At 58.3% G+C, this 22,937-nt stretch carries 26 protein-coding genes, 1 tRNA gene and 1 pseudogene; 13 read left to right on the forward strand and 15 right to left on the reverse strand.

Annotated features, from left to right (window positions below):
• Positions 1–65: 65 nt before the first annotated feature.
• Positions 66–2,081 (reverse strand): excinuclease ABC subunit UvrB, encoded by a 2,016-nt coding sequence (gene uvrB / locus JN524_RS19760; RefSeq protein ID WP_007969222.1) that lies wholly within the window; start codon positions 2,079–2,081, stop codon positions 66–68.
• Between the two features lie 337 nt (positions 2,082–2,418).
• Between uvrB and JN524_RS19765 the strand changes: the two genes are divergently transcribed.
• Positions 2,419–3,615, forward strand: coding sequence for an amino acid aminotransferase (locus tag JN524_RS19765; RefSeq protein ID WP_115986966.1), 1,197 nt, complete (start codon positions 2,419–2,421; stop codon positions 3,613–3,615).
• A gap of 225 nt (positions 3,616–3,840) precedes the next feature.
• Positions 3,841–4,041 (forward strand): hypothetical protein, encoded by a 201-nt coding sequence (locus JN524_RS19770; RefSeq protein WP_202370423.1) that lies wholly within the window; start codon positions 3,841–3,843, stop codon positions 4,039–4,041.
• Here JN524_RS19770 and JN524_RS19775 read toward each other — a convergent pair.
• A complete protein-coding gene (locus JN524_RS19775; protein ID WP_145595033.1) occupies positions 4,038–4,268 on the reverse strand; it encodes a hypothetical protein in 231 nt (76 codons plus the stop codon). The genes JN524_RS19770 and JN524_RS19775 overlap by 4 nt on opposite strands.
• A gap of 219 nt (positions 4,269–4,487) precedes the next feature.
• Here JN524_RS19775 and JN524_RS19780 point away from each other — a divergent pair.
• A tRNA-Asn gene (locus tag JN524_RS19780) sits at positions 4,488–4,563 on the forward strand.
• Between the two features lie 191 nt (positions 4,564–4,754).
• On the opposite strand, the gene JN524_RS19785 is transcribed toward JN524_RS19780, so the two are convergent.
• A complete protein-coding gene (locus tag JN524_RS19785; protein ID WP_202370424.1) occupies positions 4,755–6,278 on the reverse strand; it encodes a nucleobase:cation symporter-2 family protein in 1,524 nt (507 codons plus the stop codon).
• 253 nt (positions 6,279–6,531) lie between these two features.
• Between JN524_RS19785 and JN524_RS19790 the strand changes: the two genes are divergently transcribed.
• Both JN524_RS19790 and JN524_RS19795 read left to right on the forward strand, forming a co-directional pair.
• Positions 6,532–6,816 (forward strand): BrnT family toxin, encoded by a 285-nt coding sequence (locus JN524_RS19790; RefSeq protein WP_027611518.1) that lies wholly within the window; start codon positions 6,532–6,534, stop codon positions 6,814–6,816.
• A gap of 3 nt (positions 6,817–6,819) precedes the next feature.
• Complete coding sequence (locus JN524_RS19795) at positions 6,820–7,152, forward strand: BrnA antitoxin family protein (RefSeq protein WP_202370425.1); 333 nt, start codon at positions 6,820–6,822, stop codon at positions 7,150–7,152.
• 2 nt (positions 7,153–7,154) lie between these two features.
• Here the strand turns inward: JN524_RS19795 and JN524_RS19800 are convergent, their stop codons facing one another.
• Both JN524_RS19800 and JN524_RS19805 read right to left on the reverse strand, forming a co-directional pair.
• Positions 7,155–7,982, reverse strand: a complete 828-nt coding sequence (locus JN524_RS19800; protein ID WP_202370426.1) for an arylamine N-acetyltransferase family protein — start codon at positions 7,980–7,982, stop codon at positions 7,155–7,157.
• Positions 7,983–8,082: 100 nt separating this feature from the next.
• Complete coding sequence (locus JN524_RS19805) at positions 8,083–8,877, reverse strand: exodeoxyribonuclease III (RefSeq protein WP_202370493.1); 795 nt, start codon at positions 8,875–8,877, stop codon at positions 8,083–8,085.
• A 127-nt stretch (positions 8,878–9,004) separates the two neighbouring features.
• Between JN524_RS19805 and JN524_RS19810 the strand changes: the two genes are divergently transcribed.
• Both JN524_RS19810 and JN524_RS19815 read left to right on the forward strand, forming a co-directional pair.
• Positions 9,005–9,589, forward strand: coding sequence for a GNAT family N-acetyltransferase (locus JN524_RS19810; RefSeq protein ID WP_202370427.1), 585 nt, complete (start codon positions 9,005–9,007; stop codon positions 9,587–9,589).
• Positions 9,590–9,678: 89 nt separating this feature from the next.
• Positions 9,679–9,984, forward strand: a complete 306-nt coding sequence (locus tag JN524_RS19815) for a hypothetical protein (RefSeq protein ID WP_202370428.1) — start codon at positions 9,679–9,681, stop codon at positions 9,982–9,984.
• A gap of 76 nt (positions 9,985–10,060) precedes the next feature.
• On the opposite strand, the gene JN524_RS19820 is transcribed toward JN524_RS19815, so the two are convergent.
• The 5 genes from JN524_RS19820 to JN524_RS19840 form a co-directional block, all read right to left on the reverse strand.
• Positions 10,061–11,629, reverse strand: a complete 1,569-nt coding sequence (locus JN524_RS19820) for a sensor domain-containing diguanylate cyclase (protein ID WP_202370429.1) — start codon at positions 11,627–11,629, stop codon at positions 10,061–10,063.
• Positions 11,630–11,852: 223 nt separating this feature from the next.
• Positions 11,853–12,314 carry a hypothetical protein gene (locus tag JN524_RS19825; protein ID WP_337248665.1) on the reverse strand — a complete coding sequence of 154 codons (462 nt, stop codon included), beginning with the start codon at positions 12,312–12,314 and terminating at the stop codon, positions 11,853–11,855.
• 62 nt (positions 12,315–12,376) lie between these two features.
• Positions 12,377–13,105, reverse strand: coding sequence for an alpha/beta hydrolase (locus JN524_RS19830; RefSeq protein WP_202370431.1), 729 nt, complete (start codon positions 13,103–13,105; stop codon positions 12,377–12,379).
• Between the two features lie 3 nt (positions 13,106–13,108).
• Positions 13,109–13,606: a PAAR domain-containing protein gene (locus JN524_RS19835; RefSeq protein ID WP_202370432.1), complete on the reverse strand. Its 498-nt coding sequence runs from the start codon at positions 13,604–13,606 to the stop codon at positions 13,109–13,111.
• Positions 13,607–13,745: 139 nt separating this feature from the next.
• Entirely contained in the window at positions 13,746–14,411 is a 666-nt protein-coding gene (locus tag JN524_RS19840; protein ID WP_202370433.1) for a ribonuclease T2, read from the reverse strand.
• A gap of 167 nt (positions 14,412–14,578) precedes the next feature.
• On the opposite strand from JN524_RS19840, the gene JN524_RS19845 reads away from it, so the two are divergent.
• Together JN524_RS19845 and JN524_RS19850 are read left to right on the forward strand one after the other, a co-directional pair.
• The gene (locus JN524_RS19845) at positions 14,579–15,049 is read left to right on the forward strand and encodes a hypothetical protein (RefSeq protein ID WP_202370434.1); all 471 of its coding nucleotides are present in this window, start codon (positions 14,579–14,581) and stop codon (positions 15,047–15,049) included.
• Between the two features lie 76 nt (positions 15,050–15,125).
• Positions 15,126–15,911, forward strand: a complete 786-nt coding sequence (locus JN524_RS19850) for a transporter substrate-binding domain-containing protein (RefSeq protein WP_202370435.1) — start codon at positions 15,126–15,128, stop codon at positions 15,909–15,911.
• A gap of 135 nt (positions 15,912–16,046) precedes the next feature.
• Here the strand turns inward: JN524_RS19850 and JN524_RS19855 are convergent, their stop codons facing one another.
• On the reverse strand, positions 16,047–16,259 hold the full coding sequence (locus tag JN524_RS19855) for a hypothetical protein (protein WP_202370436.1): 213 nt from the start codon (positions 16,257–16,259) through the stop codon (positions 16,047–16,049).
• 133 nt (positions 16,260–16,392) lie between these two features.
• Between JN524_RS19855 and pseH the strand changes: the two genes are divergently transcribed.
• A complete protein-coding gene (gene pseH / locus JN524_RS19860; RefSeq protein ID WP_202370437.1) occupies positions 16,393–16,944 on the forward strand; it encodes a UDP-4-amino-4,6-dideoxy-N-acetyl-beta-L-altrosamine N-acetyltransferase in 552 nt (183 codons plus the stop codon).
• Between the two features lie 75 nt (positions 16,945–17,019).
• On the opposite strand, the gene rimA is transcribed toward pseH, so the two are convergent.
• The 4 genes and pseudogenes from rimA to JN524_RS19875 all read right to left on the reverse strand — a co-directional run bounded on the left by rimA (position 17,020) and on the right by JN524_RS19875 (position 20,681).
• Positions 17,020–17,799 carry a S6 modification regulatory phosphodiesterase RimA gene (gene rimA, locus JN524_RS19865; RefSeq protein ID WP_202370438.1) on the reverse strand — a complete coding sequence of 260 codons (780 nt, stop codon included), beginning with the start codon at positions 17,797–17,799 and terminating at the stop codon, positions 17,020–17,022.
• A 136-nt stretch (positions 17,800–17,935) separates the two neighbouring features.
• On the reverse strand, positions 17,936–18,808 hold the full coding sequence (locus tag JN524_RS27575) for a methyl-accepting chemotaxis protein (RefSeq protein WP_442964286.1): 873 nt from the start codon (positions 18,806–18,808) through the stop codon (positions 17,936–17,938).
• A pseudogene (locus JN524_RS27580) lies at positions 18,794–19,870 on the reverse strand (methyl-accepting chemotaxis protein); the annotation flags it as partial. The gene JN524_RS27575 and the pseudogene JN524_RS27580, both read right to left, overlap by 15 nt.
• Positions 19,871–20,318: 448 nt before the next feature.
• Complete coding sequence (locus tag JN524_RS19875) at positions 20,319–20,681, reverse strand: DUF6124 family protein (protein WP_202370440.1); 363 nt, start codon at positions 20,679–20,681, stop codon at positions 20,319–20,321.
• 441 nt (positions 20,682–21,122) lie between these two features.
• On the opposite strand from JN524_RS19875, the gene JN524_RS19880 reads away from it, so the two are divergent.
• The 3 genes from JN524_RS19880 to JN524_RS19890 are packed head-to-tail and all read left to right on the forward strand — an operon-like array spanning position 21,123 to position 22,802.
• Positions 21,123–21,668, forward strand: coding sequence for a PAAR domain-containing protein (locus tag JN524_RS19880; RefSeq protein WP_135296224.1), 546 nt, complete (start codon positions 21,123–21,125; stop codon positions 21,666–21,668).
• Positions 21,669–21,678: 10 nt separating this feature from the next.
• Complete coding sequence (locus JN524_RS19885; protein WP_135296225.1) at positions 21,679–22,461, forward strand: hypothetical protein; 783 nt, start codon at positions 21,679–21,681, stop codon at positions 22,459–22,461.
• Positions 22,446–22,802 (forward strand): DUF7079 family protein, encoded by a 357-nt coding sequence (locus JN524_RS19890; protein ID WP_202370441.1) that lies wholly within the window; start codon positions 22,446–22,448, stop codon positions 22,800–22,802. The genes JN524_RS19885 and JN524_RS19890 overlap by 16 nt, the downstream gene beginning before the upstream one ends.
• Positions 22,803–22,937 lie beyond the last annotated feature (135 nt).

The raw sequence follows: 22,937 nt of genomic DNA on the forward strand, positions 1-22,937 counted from the left end.
GATTGTAAAAAACAAGATCAAAAGATCGCAGCCTTCGGCAGCTCCTACAGGTTTAACATCAGGCATCAGACCGCCAACAGCCGCTCGCGAAGTTTGGCAATCTCATCGCGCATCTGCGCCGCCGCTTCGAACTCAAGATCCCGCGCCAACTGGTACATCTTCTCTTCCAGCGCGCGAATGCGTTTGGTGATTTCGCTCGGTGAGCGCAGTTCGGCTTCGTACTTGGCGTTTTCTTCGGCAGCCTTGGCCATGCCCTTGCGCTTCTTGCTGCGCGAGCCAGGTACGGTGGCGCCCTCCATGATGTCGGCGACGTCCTTGAATACGCCTTTCGGGGTGATGCCGTTTTCCAGGTTGAAGGCGATCTGCTTGTCGCGACGACGCTCGGTCTCGCCAATCGCCCGTTCCATCGAGCCGGTGATGCGGTCGGCGTAGAGAATCGCCCGGCCATTGAGGTTCCGCGCGGCCCGGCCGATGGTCTGGATCAGCGAGCGCTCGGAACGCAGGAAGCCTTCCTTGTCGGCATCGAGAATCGCCACCAGCGACACTTCCGGCATGTCCAGACCTTCACGCAGCAGGTTGATCCCCACCAGCACATCGAAGGTGCCCAGACGCAGGTCGCGGATGATCTCGACCCGTTCGACGGTGTCGATGTCCGAGTGCAAGTAACGCACGCGCACGCCGTGGTCGGCGAGATAATCAGTGAGGTCTTCGGCCATGCGTTTGGTCAGCGTGGTGACCAGCACCCGCTCCTCGACCGCCACGCGTTTGGTGATTTCCGAGAGCAGGTCATCGACCTGGGTCAGCGCCGGACGCACCTCGACTTGCGGGTCGACCAGACCGGTCGGACGCACCACTTGCTCGACCACACGTCCGGCATGCTCGGCCTCGTAGTTGCCCGGCGTCGCCGAGACGAAAATGGTCTGCGGGCTGACCCCTTCCCACTCGTCAAAGCGCATCGGCCGGTTGTCCAGCGCCGACGGCAGGCGGAAGCCGTATTCGACCAGGGTTTCTTTACGCGAACGATCGCCCTTATACATCGCGCCGACTTGCGGCACGCTGACGTGGGATTCGTCGATCACCAGCAAGGCGTCGGCTGGCAGATAGTCGTACAGCGTCGGCGGCGCGGCACCGGCCGGACGTCCGGACAGGTAGCGCGAGTAGTTTTCGATGCCGTTGCAATAACCCAGTTCGAGGATCATTTCCAGGTCGAAACGGGTGCGCTGTTCGAGGCGCTGGGCCTCGACCAGTTTGTTGTTGCTGCGCAGGTATTCGAGGCGTTCCTGCAATTCGACTTTGATGTGTTCGATGGCGTCGAGCAGGGTCTCGCGCGGCGTCACGTAGTGACTCTTCGGGTAGAAGGTGAAGCGCGGCATCTTGCGGATGACTTCGCCGGTCAGCGGGTCGAACGCGGAGATGCTCTCGACCTCGTCATCGAACAGCTCAATGCGGATCGCCTCCAGATCGGACTCCGCCGGATAGATGTCGATCACGTCGCCGCGCACGCGGAAAGTCGCCCGGGCAAAATCCATGTCGTTGCGGGTGTATTGCAGGTCGGCCAGACGCCGCAGCAAGGCGCGCTGATCGAGTTTGTCGCCGCGATCGACGTGCAGCACCATCTTCAAATAGGTTTCCGGACTACCAAGACCGTAGATGCACGACACCGTGGTGACGATGATCGCGTCCTTGCGCTCGAGCAACGCCTTAGTCGCGGACAAGCGCATCTGCTCGATGTGGTCGTTGATCGACGCGTCCTTCTCGATGAAGGTGTCGGACGACGGCACATAGGCTTCGGGCTGATAGTAGTCGTAGTAGGAAACGAAATACTCGACCGCGTTATTCGGGAAGAACGCCTTGAACTCGCCATACAGTTGCGCGGCGAGGGTCTTGTTCGGCGCCAGCACCAGCGTCGGGCGTTGTACCTGCGAGATGACGTTGGCGATGCTGAAGGTCTTGCCCGAGCCGGTCACACCGAGCAGCGTCTGGTGCGCCAGCCCGGCTTCGATGCCCTCGACCAATTGGCGGATCGCTTCTGGCTGATCGCCGGCGGGCTCGAAGCGGGTGACTAGCTGGAATTCGGACATACACACCTCTGGGATCGCGGCTCGCGCAGAAAACAGCCGAGCCGCGGGGATGACCGCAAACGACCGTTGTCGCTCAAGGAAAAACGAAGATTGTGCTCAATGTGGAGCCGATTGCCTCGCCTTTCAAGGCAAACGTCCTACATCCGGTAAAGTCTCTGACAGAGTCAATCGACTAACGGTCAAGAAATAATCGGAAAAACTTGCCTGAAAAGCTGAATCGCCTGTCGCCATTGCTCAGTGATGGCCTCTATACTAGCTCCCCGTTTGTGCACCGCTCTAGTGCATTCGGCTGGAGCGCGACACGTCCCTCCACTCTCCATTCAGAGCCGCCGTAATAATGAGCCTGTTCTCCGCTGTCGAAATGGCACCCCGCGATCCAATCCTGGGCCTCAACGAAGCATTCAACGCCGATACCCGGACCACCAAGGTCAACCTGGGTGTAGGTGTTTACTGCAACGAAGAGGGGCGAATTCCCCTGCTGCGCGCGGTGATCGAAGCCGAAACCATTCGCGCTGCCCAGCACGCCTCCCGTGGCTACCTGCCGATCGACGGCATCGCGGCCTACGACCAGGCGGTGCAAAAGCTGCTGTTCGGTAACGACTCGCCACTGATCGCTGCCGGTCGCATCGTCACCACTCAGGCCGTCGGCGGTACCGGCGCGCTGAAAATCGGTGCCGACTTCCTCAAGCAACTGCTGCCGAACGCCGTCGTGGCGATCAGCGACCCGAGCTGGGAAAACCACCGCGCGCTGTTCGAAACCGCTGGCTTCCCGGTGCAGAACTACCGTTACTACGACGCCGCCACCCATGACGTGAACCGTGCCGGCATGCTCGACGACCTCAACGCCCTGCCGAACGGCTCGATCGTTGTGTTGCACGCCTGCTGCCACAACCCGACCGGCGTCGACCTGACCCCGGCCGACTGGAAAAACGTGCTGGACGTGGTCAAGACCAAAGGTCACGTGCCGTTCCTCGACATGGCTTACCAGGGTTTCGGTGACGGCATCGACGAAGACGCCGCGGCTGTGCGTCTGTTCGCTGAATCGGGCCTGACCTTCTTCGTTTCGAGCTCGTTCTCCAAGTCGTTCTCGCTGTACGGCGAGCGCGTTGGTGCATTGTCGATCGTCAGCGAATCGAAAGAAGAAAGCGCGCGCGTGCTGTCGCAGGTCAAGCGTGTGATCCGCACCAACTACTCCAACCCGCCGACCCACGGTGCAAGCATCGTCGCCGCTGTGTTGAACAGCCCGGAACTGCGCGCCCAGTGGGAAGCGGAACTGGCAGAAATGCGCCTGCGCATTCGCGGCATGCGCGAGCAGATGGTTGCCCTGTTGGCCGAGAAAGCCCCGCAGCGTGACTTCAGCTTCGTTGGCCGTCAACGCGGCATGTTCTCCTACTCCGGCCTGACCACCGAACAGGTGCACCGCCTGCGTAACGAGTTCGGCATCTACGCCCTGGACACCGGCCGCATCTGCGTCGCGGCACTGAACCAGAGCAACATCAAAGCGGTAACGGATGCGATCGTTCAGGTCATCTGATTTCGCCTGGCAATGAAAAACGGGAAGCCTTGGGGCTTCCCGTTTTTTATTTGTCCCGGAATGATGTCCACACCCTCTAGACTGCACACAAATCAACCTGTAGGAGTGAGCCTGCTCGCGATAGCGGTGGATCAAGCAATGATGCTTAGGCTGACAAGACGCTATCGCGAGCAGGCTCACTCCTACAGAGTTTTGTGTTTATCCAAGAATTTTATGAGAACCCAAATGAAAAACGACAACCTGCGCGCCGACCGTGACGACCTGGATGACTTCATCCCCCGCGCCCCGGCCAAACGCGAAAAAAGCCTGGTGCTGCAAGTCGCCGCCGGGGTGTTTCTCGGCGGTTTCGCCCTGTGGCTGGTGCAACTGGCGGCCACCGCGGCGTACGCCAAATTGCTGCTCGGAACGATTACCTTCGGCAGTTAAGCCAGTTCGCTCGCGCGCTGACTCGCGGCATCGTCATACACGACGTACAGCGATTCGGCGATCTGGCTTTTGATCGCCTTGGTGCTTTCCAGGCCGAGCACGAAACCTTCGGCCTTGCCGCCAGCGCGATTGAGTTCCTCAGCTGTACCGGCCTGAGTGATTGCGTCGAAGAGTTTCTCGGCGTGGGGGCCAACGCCCTTGGGCAGACTGATTTGCGCGATGCTCATGCGAGCACCTCGTTGTTGCGGATTGCAGGCTTCATGGCGCATACCTTTTCGGCGAATGGCCGGCAGCGCGTGTGACCACTTCCGGGGCCCCATGGTAGACCGCCGATGGTTTTCTGGTAACCGCCAATCACTGACAAATCACCGTCCGTCCTGCCCACACCAGAAAATTTACATCCATTGCTTGACTTCTCTTTTTGAATCAGTAACATACGCACCAATTCCGCAATAGCTCAGTTGGTAGAGCAAATGACTGTTAATCATTGGGTCCCTGGTTCGAGTCCAGGTTGTGGAGCCAAATAGCAAAGCCCCTGAATTGAAAGATTCAGGGGCTTTTTTGTGGGCGCTCGAAAAGTCAAAAGATCGCAGCCTGCGGCAGCTCCTACATGTGGAATGCGTTCCCCTGCAGGAGCTGCCGAAGGCTGCGATCTTTTGATCTTCAAACGAAAAGGCCGAACTACAGTTCGGCCTTTTTTACTCAATCAGCGATCAAACGTGTTCGCTGCTCTTCATCTGGGTCTTCGGCGCACCATGCCCATGATCGTGATCATCAGGCTCGATCACCGGCACTTCCTTGCCATCGCAATCGTGCAGCTTGCCGTCACTGAAGTAATCGCCCTCACGCAGCGCCGCCAGGTCGCGATAACGCAGGGTGCGCTCTTCCGCGGCGGCAAACACCGACTGCTGGTCCGAATTGCCGGCAGTGAAGTGGTTGAAGGTCAGGTTCAGCACAATCGCCATGATCGCCGACGAGCTGATGCCCGAGTGGAAAATGGTCGCGAACCAGCTCGGGAAATGATCGTAGAAGTTCGGCGCGGCAATCGGGATCATGCCGAAGCCGATCGAGGTGGCGACGATGATCAGGTTGACGTTATTGCGGTAATCGACCTTCGACAGCGTGCGAATCCCGCTCGCCGCCACCGTACCGAACAGCACGATACCGGCGCCGCCCAGCACCGACGTCGGCACTGCTGCGATCACCCGGCCCATGAACGGCAGCAGACCGAGAATCACCAGGAAGATACCGCCTGTGGCCACCACGAAACGGCTCTTGATCCCGGTCACCGCCACCAGCCCGACGTTCTGCGCGAAGGCGCTCTGGGTGAACGAACCGAAGATAGGGGCAAACATGCTCGACAGCATGTCCGCGCGCAGACCGTTGCCCAGGCGTTTGGAGTCGACCTTGGTGCCGATGATCTCACCGACCGCCAGAATGTCCGCCGAGGTTTCCACCAGGGTCACCATGACCACGATGCACATCGACAGGATCGCGGCGAAGTGGAAGGTCGGCATGCCAAAGTGGAACGGCGTCGGGAAGCCGAACATCGGCCCTTGGGTGACACCGGAGAAATCCGCCATGCCGAGAAATACCGCCAGCACCGTGCCGATCACCATGGCCAACAGGATCGACAGACGCGAGATGGTCGAGCTGCCGACCTTGCTCAGCAGCAACACCAGCACCAGCGTCACGGCCGCCAGACCGATGTTCTGCATGCTGCCGAAGTCCGGCGCATGGCTGTTGCCGCCCATGGCCCAGCGCGCAGCCACCGGCATCAGCGTCAGGCCGATGGTAGTGATCACGATGCCGGTGACCAGTGGAGGGAAAAACTTGGTGATTCGCGAGAACACCGGGGTGATCAGCAAGCCGATCAACGATGCGGCAATCACCGCCCCCAGCACCGACTGAAAGCCGCCCTCCCCGCCACTGCTGACGATCGCGACCATGGTCGCCACACCGGAGAACGACACGCCCTGCACCAGCGGCAACTGACAGCCAAAAAACGGTAGACCCAGGGTTTGCAGCAGTGTCGCCAGCCCCCCCGCAAACAATGAAGCAGCAATCAACAAACCAATGTCCGCCGGCGACAGCCCGGCCGCCTGGCCGATGATCAGTGGCACCGCAACGATACCGCCGTACATGGTCAGAACATGTTGCAGGCCGTAAGCCATATTCGCGCCGACCCCGAGATTTTCGTCCTCGGGCCGTTGGTGTGAAACATGGGGCGTTTTCATGTGGGGGGTTCCCTGGTTTTTGTTATGCGCACACTGTATTCAATACTCGTGACAAATGTCCATAGAGTTGTATACAACTTATCAGTCACATAATGGATAGGTAGCCACCCAAGCTTCTATCTCGCCACCTCCATCTCCCACAAATCCGGCAACACATCCCCTCCTGCCCCCGGTTTTTATCGCACTAGGCTGAATTGTTCATGGCGACCAGCGGTGCACTGGCGCTCTTTTTTATACATATAAAGTATGCATAATGAAGTCATTCGAAATTCAGTACGACAAAAGCAAGAACGCAGCCAACAAACTCAAGCACAGGGGCGTCAGCCTTGCCGAGACCGAGCCGGTCTTTCATGACGAACGCGCGCTGACGATCGAGGACAACGACCATGACGAACAGCGCTGGATCACCCTCGGCCTCGACGGCAAAGGGCGTTTGCTGGTGGTTGCGTACAGTTATCGCGAGGCCAACGTCGTACGAATCATTTCCGCACGTGTCGCCACACCGAGCGAACGTCGCGCATATTTTCTGGAGGCTTGATCAATGAAAGACGAATACGATTTCTCGCGCGGCAAGCGCGGTGCCTTGGCGCCCGCCAAGGGCAAGACCCGCATCACCATCATGCTTGATGACGCGGTCATCGAAGCCGCCCGCAGCGTGGCGGAAAACGAAGGCTTCGGTTATCAGACGGTGATCAACAACACTCTGCGCCATGCCCTGCTGGAGGCTGGCAGCAAAACGCAAGACGTCGAGCCGCACCACTCCGGGCAATTCAAGACAGGCATCACCGCCGCCGACCTCAAGAGCCTGGAAAAAAAGCTGTCGGCGGCGGTCGGGGAAATCCGCCGGGTACTGGAACCGGAGGCCAAGCCCTGAGATCAGGCCGGTACAAGCATCCGCGCCAGCGACTGGCGCACATGCGGCTGGTCAGGCAGGCGCAGATTGAACTCCTGCTCCAGCAGCGCAATCAGCTCATCGACATCCGCCACCTCGCGGCGCTCGCTGTCGGCGCCCATATGATGAATCGCGAAGCTGCCGTTGTTCAGGGTCCGCCGCCAGCCATCGCCAGTGCGCGCAACCATCAGCCGTTTGGCGAACGGGGACTCGGGATGGGTCGAAACGTACCAGTTGCCGAGGGTGTAATCGATGTCTTCCTGGCGTTGCAGATCAAACAGATACATCGCGCGCCACTCGCCTGCGACATTGGCGCGCAGCATGTAGCCGTCGGCCTGTTTTTCGATGCGATAGGATTCATGCGGCGTCAGTTGTTCAGCCTCGGTATCGAGCAGCAACGGCGCGGTCGGCACCATGCCACCGAAGCCGACATCGGTGATGTAGCGCTCGCCATCGATGATCACCAGGCTCAGGCGATGGGTGCGGGCCGTCCAGGTGCCTTCGGGTTGCGCCAGCACCACGCGCCCGGAGATGCCACGGGCCTCGAAGCCCAATTCCTGCAACAACGCCAGAAACAGATTGTTCAGTTCGTAGCAGTAACCACCCCGGCCACCGTGGAGAACCTTTTGTTCGACCGATGCCAGATCGATCAGCACCGGCGCGCCAGTGATCGTCGACAGGTTCTCGAAGGGAAAGACGCCGGTGTGGCGCAACTGCAACTGCCGCAGGGTTGTCAGTGTGGGGGGCGGTGGGGTGTCGAACCCCAGGTGTTGCAGGTACAACGTCGGATTCGCCAGACGTGGCTCGCTCATTGCTCAGTCCTTTTGCATGTGGCCGCGGATCGTTGCGCCGCTGGCCGACATGTATACGGGATCGAGCCCCGACTCCGACAATTGATTTCGCCAATCAGCGCTACCGACGCTTGCGCGAACCGATGCGAATCCAGGTCGGCGCATGGTCGCTGGCGTGCGGTTCGTTGCGCACCCAGGCGTCGACCCCGGCCTCGTGCAGGTACGGACTGAGTGCCGGATTGAGCAGCAGATGATCGATGCGCAGACCAGAGTTGGTTTGCCAATGCTGGCGGAAGTAATCCCAGAAGGTGTAGAGGCGATCGTCGGGATACAGATGGCGCAGCGAATCGGTCCAGCCTTGATCCAGCAGCCGCTGATAACACTCGCGGCTTTCGGGTTGCAGCAGCGCATCCTTGAGCCAGGAGCGGGTGTTATAGATGTCCATGTCGGTGGGCACCACGTTGTAATCGCCAGCCAGCACCACCGGATGGTCGCTGCTTTGCAAATCCTTGGCGTAGCGGATCAAGCGCTCGAACCAGGCCAGTTTGTAGTCGAACTTCGGCCCCGGTTGCGGGTTGCCGTTGGGCAGGTACAGGCAGCCGACCAGCACACCATGCACCGCCGCCTCCAGATAACGGCTGTGCTTGTCCTCGGGATCGCCCGGCAGACCGCGACGGCTCTCCAGCGGTTGCGCATCGCGGGCGAGAATCGCCACGCCGTTCCACGACGCCTGCCCGTGCCAGATTGCGCCGTACCCCGCTGCCTCCAGTTCGGCGGCGGGGAAGGCGCTGTCGACCGACTTGAGTTCCTGCAGACAAGCGATGTCCGGTTGCTCGCGCTTGAGCCACTGCAGCAGGTTCGGCAAGCGCGCGCGCAGACCGTTGACATTGAACGTGGCGATCCGCAGGTTTTTCATCGTCCAGACTCCGGCGAACAAGGTGTGAAATTTGTGACCCTGCGCTGACGGCGGTGGTTGCATCGGATCAACCGGCTGCGGCGTAATAGGCGCTCGCCACTGCCCCGGACTGCCGAGACTCGATTCCATGCTCACCACCCTGCAAGGCCCGCGCATCCTCCTGCGCCCGCTTCAGTACAGCGACGCCGACGCCCTGCTCCGCGCTGCCGCCGACGGCGAACTGTGGAACCTCACCGTCACCGTGGTGCCGTCGGCGAGTACCGTCGACAGCTATCTGAAGAAGGCCCTCGACGGCCGCGACGCCGGCACGGTCATGCCGTTTGTGATTGTGTTGAAGGATAGCGGCGAAGTGATCGGCTCGACCCGGTTCTGGAAGATTGATCCGCTCAATCGCAAACTGGAAATCGGCAGCAGCTGGATTTCGGCGCGCTGGCAGAAATCCTTCGTCAACACCGAAGCCAAATACCTGATGTTGCGTCACGCCTTCGAGGTGCTTGACTGCGTGCGAGTGCAGTTCACCACCGACGAGAACAACCAGAAGTCGCGCAACGCGATTCTGCGCCTCGGTGCGCAACAGGAAGGCATCGTGCGCCACGAGCGGATCATGCCGGACGGGCGCAAGCGCAACTCGGTGCGCTTCAGCATCATCGATGACGAGTGGCCGCAGGTGCGTCAGGCGCTGGAGCAGAAACTGGCGGCCGACCGACACTGAGGCTCGACAACCGCTCGTCAGCCAATCGGCACCAACGGGTAAAAGAGTCAGACCAAAGTCAGGTAACCGACCCCTTCTGGAGACGTACCATGACTACACGCACACTCACCTCGTTGTTACTCGCCGGCCTGCTCGCCGCCGCCTCGGCTGCCAGCTTCGCGGCGAACGACAGCTCTGGCACATCGAGTACCAACCCCGACGTCAACAAAAGCACGCCCAAGCCGCCGGACAACACCCCGGGCGCACCTGCCGGCAGTAACGGCGCGGGTAGCCCTGGTTCTGGCAACGGCACCGGCACCAACGGCGGCGCCATGGGTTCGGGTTCGGGGGCTGGCGGCGGTACAGGCGCGGCCGGTGGCGGAACCGGCGGTGCGGGCGGTGGCTCGGGCAGCTGAACGAACCGGCGTTACGGTTGGTGATAAGCCTGTGTGAGGGAGCCTGCTCCCTCACCCTTGTTAAAGCGTCGAAACTTCAGCGATCCGAACGCATCAACTCGGCAACCCCCGCCTCCAGCGACAACACCGCCGCGCGATTGCGTCCGGCATGTTTCGCCTGATAGAGCGCCGCGTCTGCACGCTGAATAAACACTTCCAGACTGTCATTGCCGCTGGGGATGAACGAATAGCAGCCCAGACTCACCGTCAGATAACCGGTAGGCGAGCCACTGTGGGTGATGCGTTTATCCATCACGCTGCGGCGGATCTGCCCGGCGATCGCCAGTACGCCATTTATGTCGGTGTCCGGCAGCAACACCGCAAACTCCTCGCCACCGTAACGCACCGCCAGATCAGCCTTGCGCTGGCAGCAATTCTTCAACACCTGCGCTACCTGCGTCAGGCAATGATCGCCCGCCACATGGCCGTAGGCATCGTTGTAACGCTTGAAGAAATCGATATCGAGCATGATCAGGCCGACCGGACTCGACTGCCGGGCACCGCGGGCAAACTCAATCTCCAGCGAACGCTCGAACAGGCGCCGATTCGCCAGCCCGGTCAGGCTGTCGTGGGTCGCGATCTGCTCCAGTGCGCGCTGTGCCTTGCGCAAGTTTTTCTCGATACGCTCGCCATCACGCACCTGATGAATGAATACCCAACCGAACAGGCCGACGCCAAGAATCACCAGCGCCACAATCACGCTGGACTGAAAGGCCCGCTCGGACCAACCCTTTAGAATCGTGTCGCGCGACGACGCCGCCGCGACCACCAGCGGATACGAGCCCAACTGACGGTAGCCGTACAAGCGCACCACGCCGTCGACCACCGACTTGATCATCGCGGTACCGGCTGGAGCCTCGGGCAGCAACTTCTGATAAATCCTGCCTTGCGCCAGTGACGAACCGATCAGGCCTTCGTCGAATGGCCGCCGCGCCAGCAACGTGCCGTCCTTGAGCCCGAGAAACATGATGCCGTTGTCATCGAGGCTGAAGCTTTTGAAGAACCGGTCGAAGTACGCCATCTTGATCCCGGCCATCAGCACGCCCTGGAAATTGCCGGCGCGATCGTTGATGCGTTTCGAGATCGGGATGATCCACTCGCCATTTTCGCGACTGCGAATCGCCGGGCCGATGTGCGCCACGGTGGACACGTTCTGCTGATGAAACCTGAAGTATTCGCGGTCCGCCACACCATTACCACGGGGCAGATCGGTGAACGAGGTGATCACCCACTGGCCCTCGCGATCAAACAGGAACATGCCATGCAACTGCTCCAGTTGCTGCACCCGACGTGCAAAAGTTTTTTGCAGACGAGGTCGCTGCGCGGCGCCGTAACCATCGTCCTCAACCCAATCGGCGAGACTGGTAAGCACCAGGTCGGCGGCCAGAAACGTGTCTTCGGCCTGCTGCGCCATGGCTCGGGTCAGGTTGGTGGAAGCGATCTGCGCATTGGCCAGATCCTGACGCCGTGTCTGCTCCAGTTGCAGATAGAGCAAGCCGGACAGGCACAGGCACACCGCAACGATGAACAGCGCTGCCGCCTTGCGCAGTGGCAGGCGTTTAAGCGTGCCGGGAGTCTGATGGGGGTCGTGAATGGGGATTGGCAAAAACGTGTCCTGGGCAGGTACGACAGGGGCCGCAGCCCGAAACCCTTACTTTTCATGAGCGTAGCCCACCGGGGTGTGCTCGGCAAACCCGCCGCGCCAACACACGCCCGCCCAGTTGTATCGGCGCGCGAGGGATTTGGATGACCTCCGCACGACGATTTATTTTCAGTTGTGGTTTTGCGGGTGATCGCCCTCGCGTATCTGCGCAGGGCACCGATGATGGCTATCGGGGTTTGTTGATTTCGCGCAGCAGATCCGCGACCGGCAGGTTCATGGTGTTTGAGTAGTAGGGTTTGTAGCCGTACGCGGTGACGACGACTTTGCAGGGGATTTGTTGTTTACCAAGCAGAAGGGCATTCAATTCCTGTACGGAGAGATCCTCTTGCGAAGTACCGTTATTTTGGGTCTGCCGCAAAAAAGCACTCGTCATATAGTTGAATTTACCGCTTGCCTGACTAGTTTCATCCACCTCAATCAGTCCGTAGGCCGAGTAGCTGAATCGGTTAGTGATGGAAAAATTCTGATCATCACCAAGCGGACACTCAAACATCGTCGACGCTGCGCCCTTCCCCATACCTCTTCCGAACAAATCCAAAAGATTTACATCCGAGCCGTAACGAATTTTGTAAAGCAGACCAATACTTTCCCTTTCGACTGACAGAAAGTTGAGATTCGCAGGAGGCACTGTGTGATCTTTGGCACATGACGAGCACAATATGGCTAACAGAAGAACAGACAATCTTTTCATCAGCGATTGCTCTCTCGAATTGACTCGAACATCAAATCACTTGCCGATTTTCCTTCAACGACAGGTCGGGTAAACATCGCTGGAGCATTAGCGTGGTTCGTATCCATGGTGACATTAATGTCAGGCCCGCACAGCACTTGCCATTTTTCCCCGAAATCCGCCACCGAGTCGGACTGGTCTGGCTTGGAAGGCATAGCTTTAATGTTTACCCAGAAATCAGCCACCGGTGTTGGCTTATCTCCATAGATATCGGATCCCAGCCACACCAAAGCACCTTCACCTACGGGGTCGAGCGTAACGAGCATGTTGATCCTGTAACCCCACTCCGACATTACACTGGTCAAATGCGCGCCGTTCCATCCCCCAAGGCTGTGTCCGACAATGTAGATTGGGCAAGACTTGTAGGGAATTATGTTGAGAACATTTTTTTGGATGTCCTTCTTTCCCCGAACCTCGTTATACCCAAGCCATTGGGATTTATATTTGCCTAGTTTGGTCAGGTCCAGATTACGTTTGTCGAAACCGGTCATGGCCTGGTTCACGTTCCCGAACGGCCCCGAAAAATAATAACTTTCCTTATCCCCTGCGCCGCCAATAAAAAACACAATCGCCTTGGTACTCTCCACCGGCACAGGCTTGTCACTGACATCCTTCTTGTCCGTCAGCGCATGTTCCTTGTGCAGCTTGTAATTGTTGCCTTTCGCGCACGTTACTGTTTCAGCGGCCATGCCTCACTCCTCCAGAAACAGCTTGATGGTTTCAGGCAGGTGCGAGCTGACTTCGTGGGTGTATCCGTTAGCATCAGACACCCCGTGCTCCAGACGCCCGTCTGCGCGCTGGATCACGTAGGGATGATTGATCATGGGCTCACCGGTCACGTCATTGACCAGTTTCAATTTGTCCGTGAAATGCACCGGCATCGGCAGCAATCCACTGAAAGGTGCCGCTGTTACCGTGTCACCAATGATGACCGTGCCCGACCCGCCAATGACCACATTGCCGTGCCCACCGGTGCTGTCCAGGGTCGCGGCGTTTAAGCCATTGATAAACACCGTCGAGGAAACGCCGCCAGTAATCGGGCTACCGCACGCTGATTTATCGGTCATTCGCGCAGCCGCCAAGCCGTCGAAATTCACGTTCGGCGAGCCACTGGCAATCGGATTGGTGCCATGTCCCGGGAGTGGGCAGGCGGTTGGATCGGTGACGCGGGCGGCGGGTTTTCCGCTCATGAACAGCTCCTTGCAGTGTTACGGGTCATCCTTTGGGGGGGGGCGCAAGCATGCGTGAATTTTCCGGGTGCTTCAAACCTTCAGGCAAAAAAAAGCGCCCGATCGGGGCGCTCTTTTCTGTTCGTGGGAACTGCTTACATCAACGCGACGGCGGCACCCGAATATCCCCCGCCCGGCACTGGGTCTTCACGCCCTTGCCGCACGCGCCGAACTGCAGATCCTTACCCATGCACACCCGCACTTCCGAGAGTTCCGGGCCGCTGCAGATCACCGCGATGCCATTGGCCGGGATCCCCGGGTTGGCCTTGCGGAACAGGTCGGCGATTTCCTGGGCTTCGAAGTAATACGAGGAGCTGAACGGTTGCAGCTCCTGCGGGATTTTCACCGCGCCAACCGCTTTGTCCGCTTCTTCCAGATAACCCATCGCGCCCAGGCCGCTGCAGGTGCCGTGCTTGGACCATTCGTGGTCAAGCAGTTTCTTGGTCGGGAACAGCGTCAGGCCCTTGGTGGTTTCCGCCGCCGACAACGTGGTCAGCGGTGGGCAGGATTCCGGCCAGCCGCCGTTGGCGTATTGCGGCCACAAGCCGTGCAGCACGAAGCCGTAGCCCTTGCCGGAGCATTGCAAGTCATCTTTGTGGGTGAGGCAGAACGTTGGCGACCAGGACAGCGTCAGCAGGTAGTAATCGAACTGCCCCGCTACCGCTTCCGTTTGTACCTTGCTGGCGTTCGACTGACGCGCCGAACTCAGGCCGATGCTACCGGCCGTCAGCGCGATCAGCGCCAGAATTGTAAACAGCTTTTTCATGTACCCACTCCTTGGGACGCCTGCGTCCGTGGTTTTTTTGATGCTGACCAGACTTGGCCAGCGCTGATTTCGCCATGCTTGTGTTGCAAGCGCATGACGCAAGGCAAGGCCGTACGCCGTTGAACGGTCTACGATTAACAGGCAGACATCAAACCAAGGGATCCGAAATGAGTAAAGCAGACGAACTCGCCGCCAAACTCAAACAAACCCGGCACACCCATGCGGATGCCGCGCTGGAGATCGATTGCTGGCCGGCGCAGGTCTACGATCTGTACCACCGCATCGAGGCCTGGCTGCACCCCGTCACCGAAGTCGGTCTGAAAATCCGCCGCAATCCAACCCACGTTTGCGAAAGCTCACCCGATGGCGAAAGCCACGATTACGCGATCGACCAACTGGTGATTGAAGCCAACCAGCAAACCCTGACCTTTGATCCCATCGCCCGGTTTACCGAAGACGGCGCCGGCCGCGTGCAGATCACTCTGCCCGAGCGCAACACCTATCTGCTGCGCACCGTCGATGAACATCATGAAAGCCATTGGTGGCTGCAAACGGTGGAAACCGGTCAGGAACTGGATGCGATTGCGCTGACCGAGAACAATCTGTTGCAGGTGGTGCAGGAAGGTCTCGGCCTCTGACCGCGAGCTACCCATAGAGATCAGCGCCGGGAACGTGTTTAACTTCTCACTCCGATCCCTTTGAAGCCCGACAGACATGCCCATCAATAAAAAACTGCTCTTGCTCGGTTCATTGCTCGCGCTGAATTTCAGCGCTCAGGCCGCCGAGCAACCTTCGCACCTCGACAGCATCCAGCAACAAGGCCAACTGCGCGTCTGCACCACCGGCGACTATAAGCCCTACACTTTCAAGCGCACCGACGGCGACTTCGAGGGCATCGACATCGCCATGGCGCGCTCGCTGGCCGATAGCCTCGGGGTGAAAGTCGAGTGGGTACAGACCACCTGGAAAACCCTGATGCCGGACATGCAGGCCGGCAAGTGCGACATCGGCATGGGCGGAATTTCGGTGACGCTGGAGCGACAGAAAAAAGCCTACTTCAGCAACACCCTCGACAGCGACGGCAAGATCCCGCTGGTACGCTGCGCCGACCAGTCCAAATACCAGACCGTCGAGCAGATCAACCAGCCGAATGTGCGCCTGGTCGAACCGGCGGGCGGTACCAACGAAGCCTTCGTCCACGCCTTCCTGCCCAAGGCGCAACTGGCCTTGCACGACAACGTGACGATCTTCCAGCAACTGCTCGACAACAAGGCCGACGTGATGATCACCGACGCCTCCGAAGCGCTGTATCAGCAGAAGCTCAAACCGGGGTTGTGCGCGGTAAATCCGCACCAGTACATGCAGTACGGCGAGAAGGCGTACCTGCTGCCGCGTGATGACATCAGCTGGAAGCTGTACGTTGATCAGTGGCTGCATCTGAGCAAAGTGACTGGCACTTATCAGAAAGTCCTTGGCGAGTGGCTGGCGCTGCCGCAGTAATCCCCCAGGCACAAACATTTGTGGCGAGGGTGCTTGCTCCCGCTGGACTGCGCAGCAGGCCTTCTTTTGAGGGGCCGCTTCGCGCCCAGCGGGAGCAAGCTCCCTCGCCACATTGATTTTCAGCCAGGAAATCTATCAGTCGTCATGCAACATCCCGGAACTGTACTGATTCAAGCTGCTGCCGATACTGTTGCCACCAAACTTGAGGGTCGTCGCATGACTGCCTCCCTCCGGCGACTGACAATCCGAAGAAAAACAACTGGTGGTGGTCAAACCCGCGCCCGAACAGGCACTCAACACCGATACCGCTGCAGCGATCAACAGCACTTTGATGACATTCAGGCGCATGGCACGATCCCCCTTGGGTTGAACACCGCAATCTTGTGCAACATCCTAGACATGCGTCGCGCACGGCAACATGAAACTTTGCTGATCGACAGCGCCGGTTCAGAATCGCTTATCCGCCGACAAGGACTTCCCCATGCAATTCCTGCCCCTCACCAGCGCCAGCCCCGCCATTCAGGCCCGTATCCGCACCCTGCGCAATCAACCGGATGTGCGCAAGTTCATGTACACCTCGCATGAAATCAGCGAACAGGAACATGCCAACTGGCTGGCTTCCTTGCAGGGCAACCCACGGCAACAAGTGTTTGTGGTGGTCAAGGATGAGCAAGCGGTGGGCGTTGTTTCGTTGAATGCGATCAACGTTTTACACAAGAGCGCGGACTGGGCGTTTTACCTGGACGTCGGGTTACAGGGCAAGGGCTTGGGTAGTGTGGTCGAGTTCTGGATGCTCGATTACGCGTTTGATGTCGCCGGTCTGGAAAAGCTCAATTGCGAAGTGCTGGCGATGAACGCGGCGGTGGTGAAGATGCATCAGAAGTTCGGCTTCGAGATTGAAGGCGTTCGCCGGCAGAACATCTTGAGAGAGGGTGCGCGGATCGACGTTGTTCTGCTCGGTATCACCAAAAACGAATGGCAGAACAAGCGCCCTGCACTGGCGCCTGTGATCGAACGGCTCAACACCGTTTAAAGTCGCAAGGCCGTCACTTGGAGGTGACGGCCTTCGCTGCCAGTGAGCGTCAAGATTATGAGTAGGAGTCCAGCATCAAACCGCCCGCCACGCCTCCATCGGAATCTGCGCCATCGCCTCAAACGCCGGTTTGGCAAACCAGAACCCCTGCATCAGATAAATCCCGCAATCGGCAAGAAAGTCCCGTTCCTCCGGGTGCTCGATGCCCTCGGCAATCACCTCGATCCCCAGTTCGGTACACATGCCCACCACGCCCCGCACAATCGCCTGACGCACACGGTCGCGGTGGATATCGCGAATCAACGCCATGTCCAGTTTGATCAGATCCGGTTGAAAATCCGCCAGCAGATTCAACCCGGAATACCCCGCGCCAAAATCATCGATGGCAGTCTTGAAACCAAACTCGCGATACTCGCGCAGGATGTTCATCAAGTGCTTATTGCTTTCGACGTGCTCGCCTTCGACCGCTTCGAAGATCAACCGCTCAAGCGGAAACGCATGCGCGCGCGCCGCCTCCAGCGTGCTGCGGATGCACAGGTCCGGACGATAAACGGCGTTCGGCAGGAAGTTGATCGAAAGAAACCCGGTGAGCCCCAACTGCGCGGCCGTGGAGATTGCCCGCACGCGGCACAGTTGATCGAAGCGATAGCGATTCTGGTCATCGACCTGCTGCAGAACCGACAGTGCACCTTCGCCCTGAACGCCCCGGACCAGTGCCTCGTGGGCGAAGGTCGATTGATCACGCACATCGACAATCGGCTGGAACGCGAAGGAGAACGCCATATCGGCCTCGCCTTTTTGCCGGCATCCTTGGCACCCCCCGCTGGGCTGGGGGAAAATTGGTGTATTGGTCATGACGCCCCCTGAGAGCGGGTTGCAACCATCCATGGCCCAGAAAAAAATCACTGCACGGACCGGGTGGCGCCGCTTGGCGGCCCCCGCTTATACAGGCTGACCGGTCAATTCCGGCCAAGTTCATTGCGAAATGCCATCAGGTGCGGAAATGCGCCGTCATGCGTTGCAGGTCCTGCCCCAGCGATGCCAGCTCAAGGGTCGCGGCAGCGCTTTCTTCGCTGGCGACGGCCGACTGATCGGCCACATCGCGCACACTGACGATGCTGCGATTGATCTCATCGGCCACCGCACTTTGCTGCTCGGCGGCGGCGGAAATCTGCAGGCTCATTTGCTGGATCGTGCCGATCGAATGGTTGATCTCGGTAATCGCCTGCTCGGCCTTCTGCGCCAGCACCACGGTGTCCAGCGTGCGCTCGCGGCTGGATGTCATCAGCGTAGATGCCGCTTGCGTGCCCTGCTGCAAAGTGACAATCAGCGCTTCGATTTCCTTGGTCGAATCCTGGGTGCGCTGCGCCAGCGAGCGCACTTCATCGGCAACCACGGCAAAACCACGCCCCTGCTCCCCCGCCCGCGCCGCTTCAATCGCCGCGTTCAGCGCCAGCAAATTGGTCTGCTCGGCGACAGCCTTGATTACATCGATGACCTTACCGATCTGCTCACTGTCCTGGGACAGCACGTTCATCGCCGCGCCCAAGTCTTCGATCGCCACCGACAGTTCGCTGATTTGCACGGTCGCCTGCTTGACCACCGCACTGCCGTGTCGTGCCTGCTGATCGGCCAGGGTCGCGGCGGCGGATGCGTCCGTGGTGTTGCGCGCCACCTCCTGCACCGTCGAGGCCATTTCGTGCATCGCCGTGGCGACCTGATCCACCTCGACTTTCTGCTGACGCACACCGGCGCTGGTCTGCTCGCTCATCGCCGAGAGCTTCTCCGCCGACGTCGAAATATGCGTCACGCCGTTACCGATACCCTGCACCAGCGTGTTCAGGCTTTGCGCCATGTCCTGCATCGCGTTTTGCAGATCGCCCAACTCATCCTTGCGGCTGGATTTGGCTTGCACCGTCAGATCGCCCTTGGCAATCCGTCGCGCCAGTTCCACCGTCAGCGCCAGCGGCCCGGTGATCTGCCGCGAGATCAGCACTGCGGCCAACAAACCGACCACCAGCGCCAACACGGTCAGCACGGCAATCTGGATAAACGCACGCTGTTGATCGTCCCGCGCCAGACGCTGCTGAGTGTCCATCAGGCCGGTCATGATGCTGTCCATCGCCTGGCTCTGCTGATCCACCTGCTGACGCAGGCTCTGCTTCTGCTCGAACAGCGCGGCGACCTGCACCAGCACCTCGCGATAACGGCGCATCCCGGCCTGCGCCTCCTCAAGTTGACTCGACAGGGCCGCCGGCAACCCGCTGCGCGCCTTGCTCATGTCGGCCAGAAACGCATCGGTGGTGTCCAGCAGCACCTGCTTGTTGGCCTCGCTCGGCACAGCGATATAACGTCGCAGCATCAGACGAAACATCGTCATGCCATTGCGCAGATCCGCCACCGTGCGCAAGTCCGCCACCCGCGCGCTGTCGGCAGATGCCAGCGCGCTGGCCGTGGTGCTCTCGAACATCCTGTTGAAGGTCTCGGCGTACTTGTCCGACATCGCTCCCAATGGTTTCAGCGCATCGCTGGTCGCCTTGTCCGCCTCGACCAAACGCTTGACCTGCTGATCGTAAGCCAGCGTGGTGTCCTGCAAACGCTTCAAGGCCTGCTGGTTTTCCGCCCGCGTCAGGGTCTGCAACGCCTTGGCGATCAACCCCTGCAACACCGTCAGCTGCGACTGATAAGCCTCGGCATAAGCCACATCCGCCGCCGCTTCGTACTGCTTCTCCGACAGACGCATGTCCTGCGTCGCATCGTTGAGCGTGCCGATCAGACGCGTGGTGCCCAGGCGATCCACCAGCACATTGCTGCTGTTATAGCCAATGAAGGCCACCGCCCCCACCGCCAGCAAAAGAACGCCAAACCCGGCCCCCAACTTTCGGGAAACCTTGATGTTGCCCAGGAAATTCGATGCTTCTGCCATGTTCAGCCTCTAACGCCCTGACGCGATTCAGCGTCAGGCACAAAAAGTAGATCTCTGATAACCGGAGTTACCGCTCATATTCGGGGTCGTCGTCCTGGGCGAAATACGGGCAGCTTCCACTGACCCGGCTGCAACAACCTGACGCGAAAAGCCGTACCGACGGCCCACGCACCAGCGGACAAATCCAGGACTCACGCTGGATTTATCGTTTCAGCAAAAGTGATGGAACGGATGCTATAAATTTTGGGAAAAGTTGTACAACTTTATATTTTTGTATAATCGTTGAACTTTTTTGAGCGCGTGATGACGCATTGCCATCATTTTTTTGTGGCACATCGCTATTACTGCGAAAACAGGCTGAAACACGCCATTTTGGCCGGTTGTTTTGCGCATCGACAGAACGCCCTCCGCGACCACAAGCTCGCCGCTCGCCACGGAGGGCAGCGCGCTACGCCTTCAACTCGACCTTATCCAACGCCTGATTCACCGCCAACTCCCCCAACATCACCACCTGCGCAATGCCCAGCAGCGTCTTGCGGTGCGAGACATCCAGCAACGCGGCGAAATCGTTGAGCATGGTGGTGGCGGAACCCAGGGATTCACTGGCGTTGGCGAGCAGGGATTCGGTGTCGTAGGCCGGGTTGGCGAGGAACATCGGTTTGGATTGATCACCGCTGGCCACTATCTGGCTGGCCGGGGTGAGGTAGTGATCGAGGGCGCGCTCGGCGGCTTCGTGGAGCTTGCGGGAATCGAGGGATTCGTAGGGGGATGCGGGGTTGGTTTCGGGTGGGTTGGGCGTTGGTTTGAACATGGATGAAACTCCTAACACTTTTAGTGAAGGCTTCACCCTTTCGCTACCAAACGAAGGGTGGCGGCCATGAACAGGTTGGTAGACCGGGTGTTAGGAGCCGGCGCGCCCGAAGACGCCCTGTACATGACCACCATAAACCCCGATCGCAAATACGATCGGTGATGGTAACGCTGTACATCTAACACGCGGGCTACCAAACCCGGTCACTGGTTTTCAGTGACCCGAGAACGATAGAACCCACGGTCTAGACGTACAAGCCGGCGGATTCTGTCTTAGGTGTAGGGGGAGGCGCAAGGTGGTGTAGGGCTGAGGTAGTACGGACAACCTCATCTTAAACAGACTGAATCTCAACCGTTTAAATTGAAGACGCTGTACCAAGGCACGAGTCCAAACAAGTCTGATAGAGTCGGCACCGGTTCATTCGTTGACAGGGAGTCAAACATGGCAAAGCCGGCCGCACGCATCACCGATCCCACCAGTTGCCCAATGCCTGGGCACGGCCCCAAAGCCATCGCTTCCGGTTCCCCCGACGTATTCTTCGACGGACTGGCGGCTGCTCGAAAAGGCGATACTTGCACTTGTGGTAGTGCGTTGGCTTCAGCGGTTTCCGGGACAGTTTTCATAAACGGCAAAAACGCCGCGCTTGTCGGCACCACGGGTACGCATGGAGACGTTGTGACTGGTGGATCGGGAACAGTGATCATCGGTGACTCCCATACACCAGCTCCTTTTACAGCCCCTACCCCGATCATCGTTCACCCTGGTTGGATCAGCTTCAATATTCCAGGGGAGGAGTCATATCAGGGCATGAGTTGCTCCGCACACTTTGACGACGGATCTACCCTATCAGGCGTTTTTGATAACACCAACACTGTGAAATTTCTCAATATCCCCGGGAAAATCTGTCACAAGCTTGAATTCGGTACACAAGAGGAATCGGCCGCTGGTTCGATCTTCGATACGTTATTCAACGCTTCTTTGAAATAAGGATTTTTTCATGACTGAACCATTGCTCGTCACGGGAAGCTACGTTGTCCAGAAAGCACACGCGCTCGAAAATTCGCCCTTGGATATGGCTATTGCGGGAATGGAAGGTGCTGCTACAAGATTTTCTGTAGACGCTATATCGGATGCAAAAGTACGCACCAACTACATGAACAACATCAAACGTATGTCAGTGGAAACAAAAGCCGAAGTTGCTGCAGGAAGGCTTAGTGCTAAAGAAGGAGCAGCGTTCTGCCAAGAGATGCGAAACAGAATTTTGCTGGAGCACCGAAAATACACTTCGGCACAAGGCGTGGCCTTTGCCGAGAGAAAAAAGAGACTTCCTCCAACGCTTCAGGAAACGCTAGATAAATACGCATTAAAAACCGCAAAAGTGGAATACAGCAAACTTACTCCGGAACAAAAAAGCAAAGTTTACTATGAGATTCTTGACTCAGCAGGTCGGGACAATGCACCGGTAAGTAGGGGAACCAAGAAATTAAGAATTATGGGAAAAGTCGGTTTATTGGTCACCGCCACCTTCGCCGTTTATGAAATTATGAATGCTGACAACAAAGTGAAGGAAACAGCCAGACAAGGAATCATCATCGGCGGTGGGGCTGCGGGTGGTGGGGTGGCGGGCTTGGGCGTTTCCGCATTTTGCGGGCCTGGTGCCATTGCATGTGCTGTAGCAATCGTCTTGGCAGGCAGTATCGCAGGAGGCATTGCTGGTAGCGTTGTTGCTGATACCTTTGATGAAGAGTTGGAGGAATTTTCCAAATGGGACGCGCTATGACAAAGCAACAAAGAGCGGATATTCGCTGGGCATTGTCAGACGCATTCGTTGATAACGAAGTCGACTATGCTGCGATTGCGCGGCAGACAGAAGAATTTGATAGAGACGAAATCAAGCGAATTTTGTTTGAAGAGGTAGCGCCTGTTTGTCACTCCAACCTTGAAAGTACACTTCCGACTATCTGGCTTTGTTTCAATAGAGAAGAGCTGGAAAGCGACATTGAAGAAATGCTTAATGCAAAGAAACATAACTGGATGAAGAATCAGCTAAACTCTCTATTGGTAAAATGGCTAAAACACAGATACAAATATATTTGGCACAATATAGAAACTCATTATTAACAACCCGAAAGGAATGCAGTACCAAAAAGCACACCAACTTATCACCTGCAACAAACAATCAAATTTCGCTAGAGGCCCTTAGCGAAGATCCGTTCAAAAACGGCAAGGACGATCAGAACGTCTAGACAGGAACGC

It is taken from the genome of Pseudomonas sp. MWU318, from assembly GCF_016756945.1.
GTDB classification, from domain to species: Bacteria; Pseudomonadota; Gammaproteobacteria; order Pseudomonadales; family Pseudomonadaceae; genus Aquipseudomonas; species Aquipseudomonas putida_A.

What these genes read in the sequence shown, in the direction of transcription:
- JN524_RS19815 (WP_202370428.1), top strand. Translation starts at nt 9,679, where the DNA reads ATGACTACACGCACACTCACCTCGTTGTTACTCGCCGGCCTGCTCGCC.
- JN524_RS19840 (WP_202370433.1), bottom strand. Translation starts at nt 14,411, where the DNA reads ATGAAAAAGCTGTTTACAATTCTGGCGCTGATCGCGCTGACGGCCGGT.
- JN524_RS27575 (WP_442964286.1), bottom strand. Translation starts at nt 18,808, where the DNA reads ATGCAGGACATGGCGCAAAGCCTGAACACGCTGGTGCAGGGTATCGGT.
- JN524_RS19890 (WP_202370441.1), top strand. Translation starts at nt 22,446, where the DNA reads ATGGGACGCGCTATGACAAAGCAACAAAGAGCGGATATTCGCTGGGCA.
- JN524_RS19855 (WP_202370436.1), bottom strand. Translation starts at nt 16,259, where the DNA reads ATGCGCCTGAATGTCATCAAAGTGCTGTTGATCGCTGCAGCGGTATCG.
- JN524_RS19765 (WP_115986966.1), top strand. Translation starts at nt 2,419, where the DNA reads ATGAGCCTGTTCTCCGCTGTCGAAATGGCACCCCGCGATCCAATCCTG.
- JN524_RS19785 (WP_202370424.1), bottom strand. Translation starts at nt 6,278, where the DNA reads ATGAAAACGCCCCATGTTTCACACCAACGGCCCGAGGACGAAAATCTC.
- JN524_RS19885 (WP_135296225.1), top strand. Translation starts at nt 21,679, where the DNA reads ATGACTGAACCATTGCTCGTCACGGGAAGCTACGTTGTCCAGAAAGCA.
- JN524_RS19800 (WP_202370426.1), bottom strand. Translation starts at nt 7,982, where the DNA reads ATGAGCGAGCCACGTCTGGCGAATCCGACGTTGTACCTGCAACACCTG.
- JN524_RS19835 (WP_202370432.1), bottom strand. Translation starts at nt 13,606, where the DNA reads ATGAGCGGAAAACCCGCCGCCCGCGTCACCGATCCAACCGCCTGCCCA.
- JN524_RS19790 (WP_027611518.1), top strand. Translation starts at nt 6,532, where the DNA reads ATGAAGTCATTCGAAATTCAGTACGACAAAAGCAAGAACGCAGCCAAC.
- JN524_RS19810 (WP_202370427.1), top strand. Translation starts at nt 9,005, where the DNA reads ATGCTCACCACCCTGCAAGGCCCGCGCATCCTCCTGCGCCCGCTTCAG.
- uvrB (WP_007969222.1), bottom strand. Translation starts at nt 2,081, where the DNA reads ATGTCCGAATTCCAGCTAGTCACCCGCTTCGAGCCCGCCGGCGATCAG.
- JN524_RS19795 (WP_202370425.1), top strand. Translation starts at nt 6,820, where the DNA reads ATGAAAGACGAATACGATTTCTCGCGCGGCAAGCGCGGTGCCTTGGCG.
- JN524_RS19805 (WP_202370493.1), bottom strand. Translation starts at nt 8,877, where the DNA reads ATGAAAAACCTGCGGATCGCCACGTTCAATGTCAACGGTCTGCGCGCG.
- JN524_RS19845 (WP_202370434.1), top strand. Translation starts at nt 14,579, where the DNA reads ATGAGTAAAGCAGACGAACTCGCCGCCAAACTCAAACAAACCCGGCAC.
- JN524_RS19770 (WP_202370423.1), top strand. Translation starts at nt 3,841, where the DNA reads ATGAAAAACGACAACCTGCGCGCCGACCGTGACGACCTGGATGACTTC.
- JN524_RS19850 (WP_202370435.1), top strand. Translation starts at nt 15,126, where the DNA reads ATGCCCATCAATAAAAAACTGCTCTTGCTCGGTTCATTGCTCGCGCTG.
- JN524_RS19880 (WP_135296224.1), top strand. Translation starts at nt 21,123, where the DNA reads ATGGCAAAGCCGGCCGCACGCATCACCGATCCCACCAGTTGCCCAATG.
- rimA (WP_202370438.1), bottom strand. Translation starts at nt 17,799, where the DNA reads ATGACCAATACACCAATTTTCCCCCAGCCCAGCGGGGGGTGCCAAGGA.
- pseH (WP_202370437.1), top strand. Translation starts at nt 16,393, where the DNA reads ATGCAATTCCTGCCCCTCACCAGCGCCAGCCCCGCCATTCAGGCCCGT.
- JN524_RS19830 (WP_202370431.1), bottom strand. Translation starts at nt 13,105, where the DNA reads ATGGCCGCTGAAACAGTAACGTGCGCGAAAGGCAACAATTACAAGCTG.
- JN524_RS19775 (WP_145595033.1), bottom strand. Translation starts at nt 4,268, where the DNA reads ATGAGCATCGCGCAAATCAGTCTGCCCAAGGGCGTTGGCCCCCACGCC.
- JN524_RS19875 (WP_202370440.1), bottom strand. Translation starts at nt 20,681, where the DNA reads ATGTTCAAACCAACGCCCAACCCACCCGAAACCAACCCCGCATCCCCC.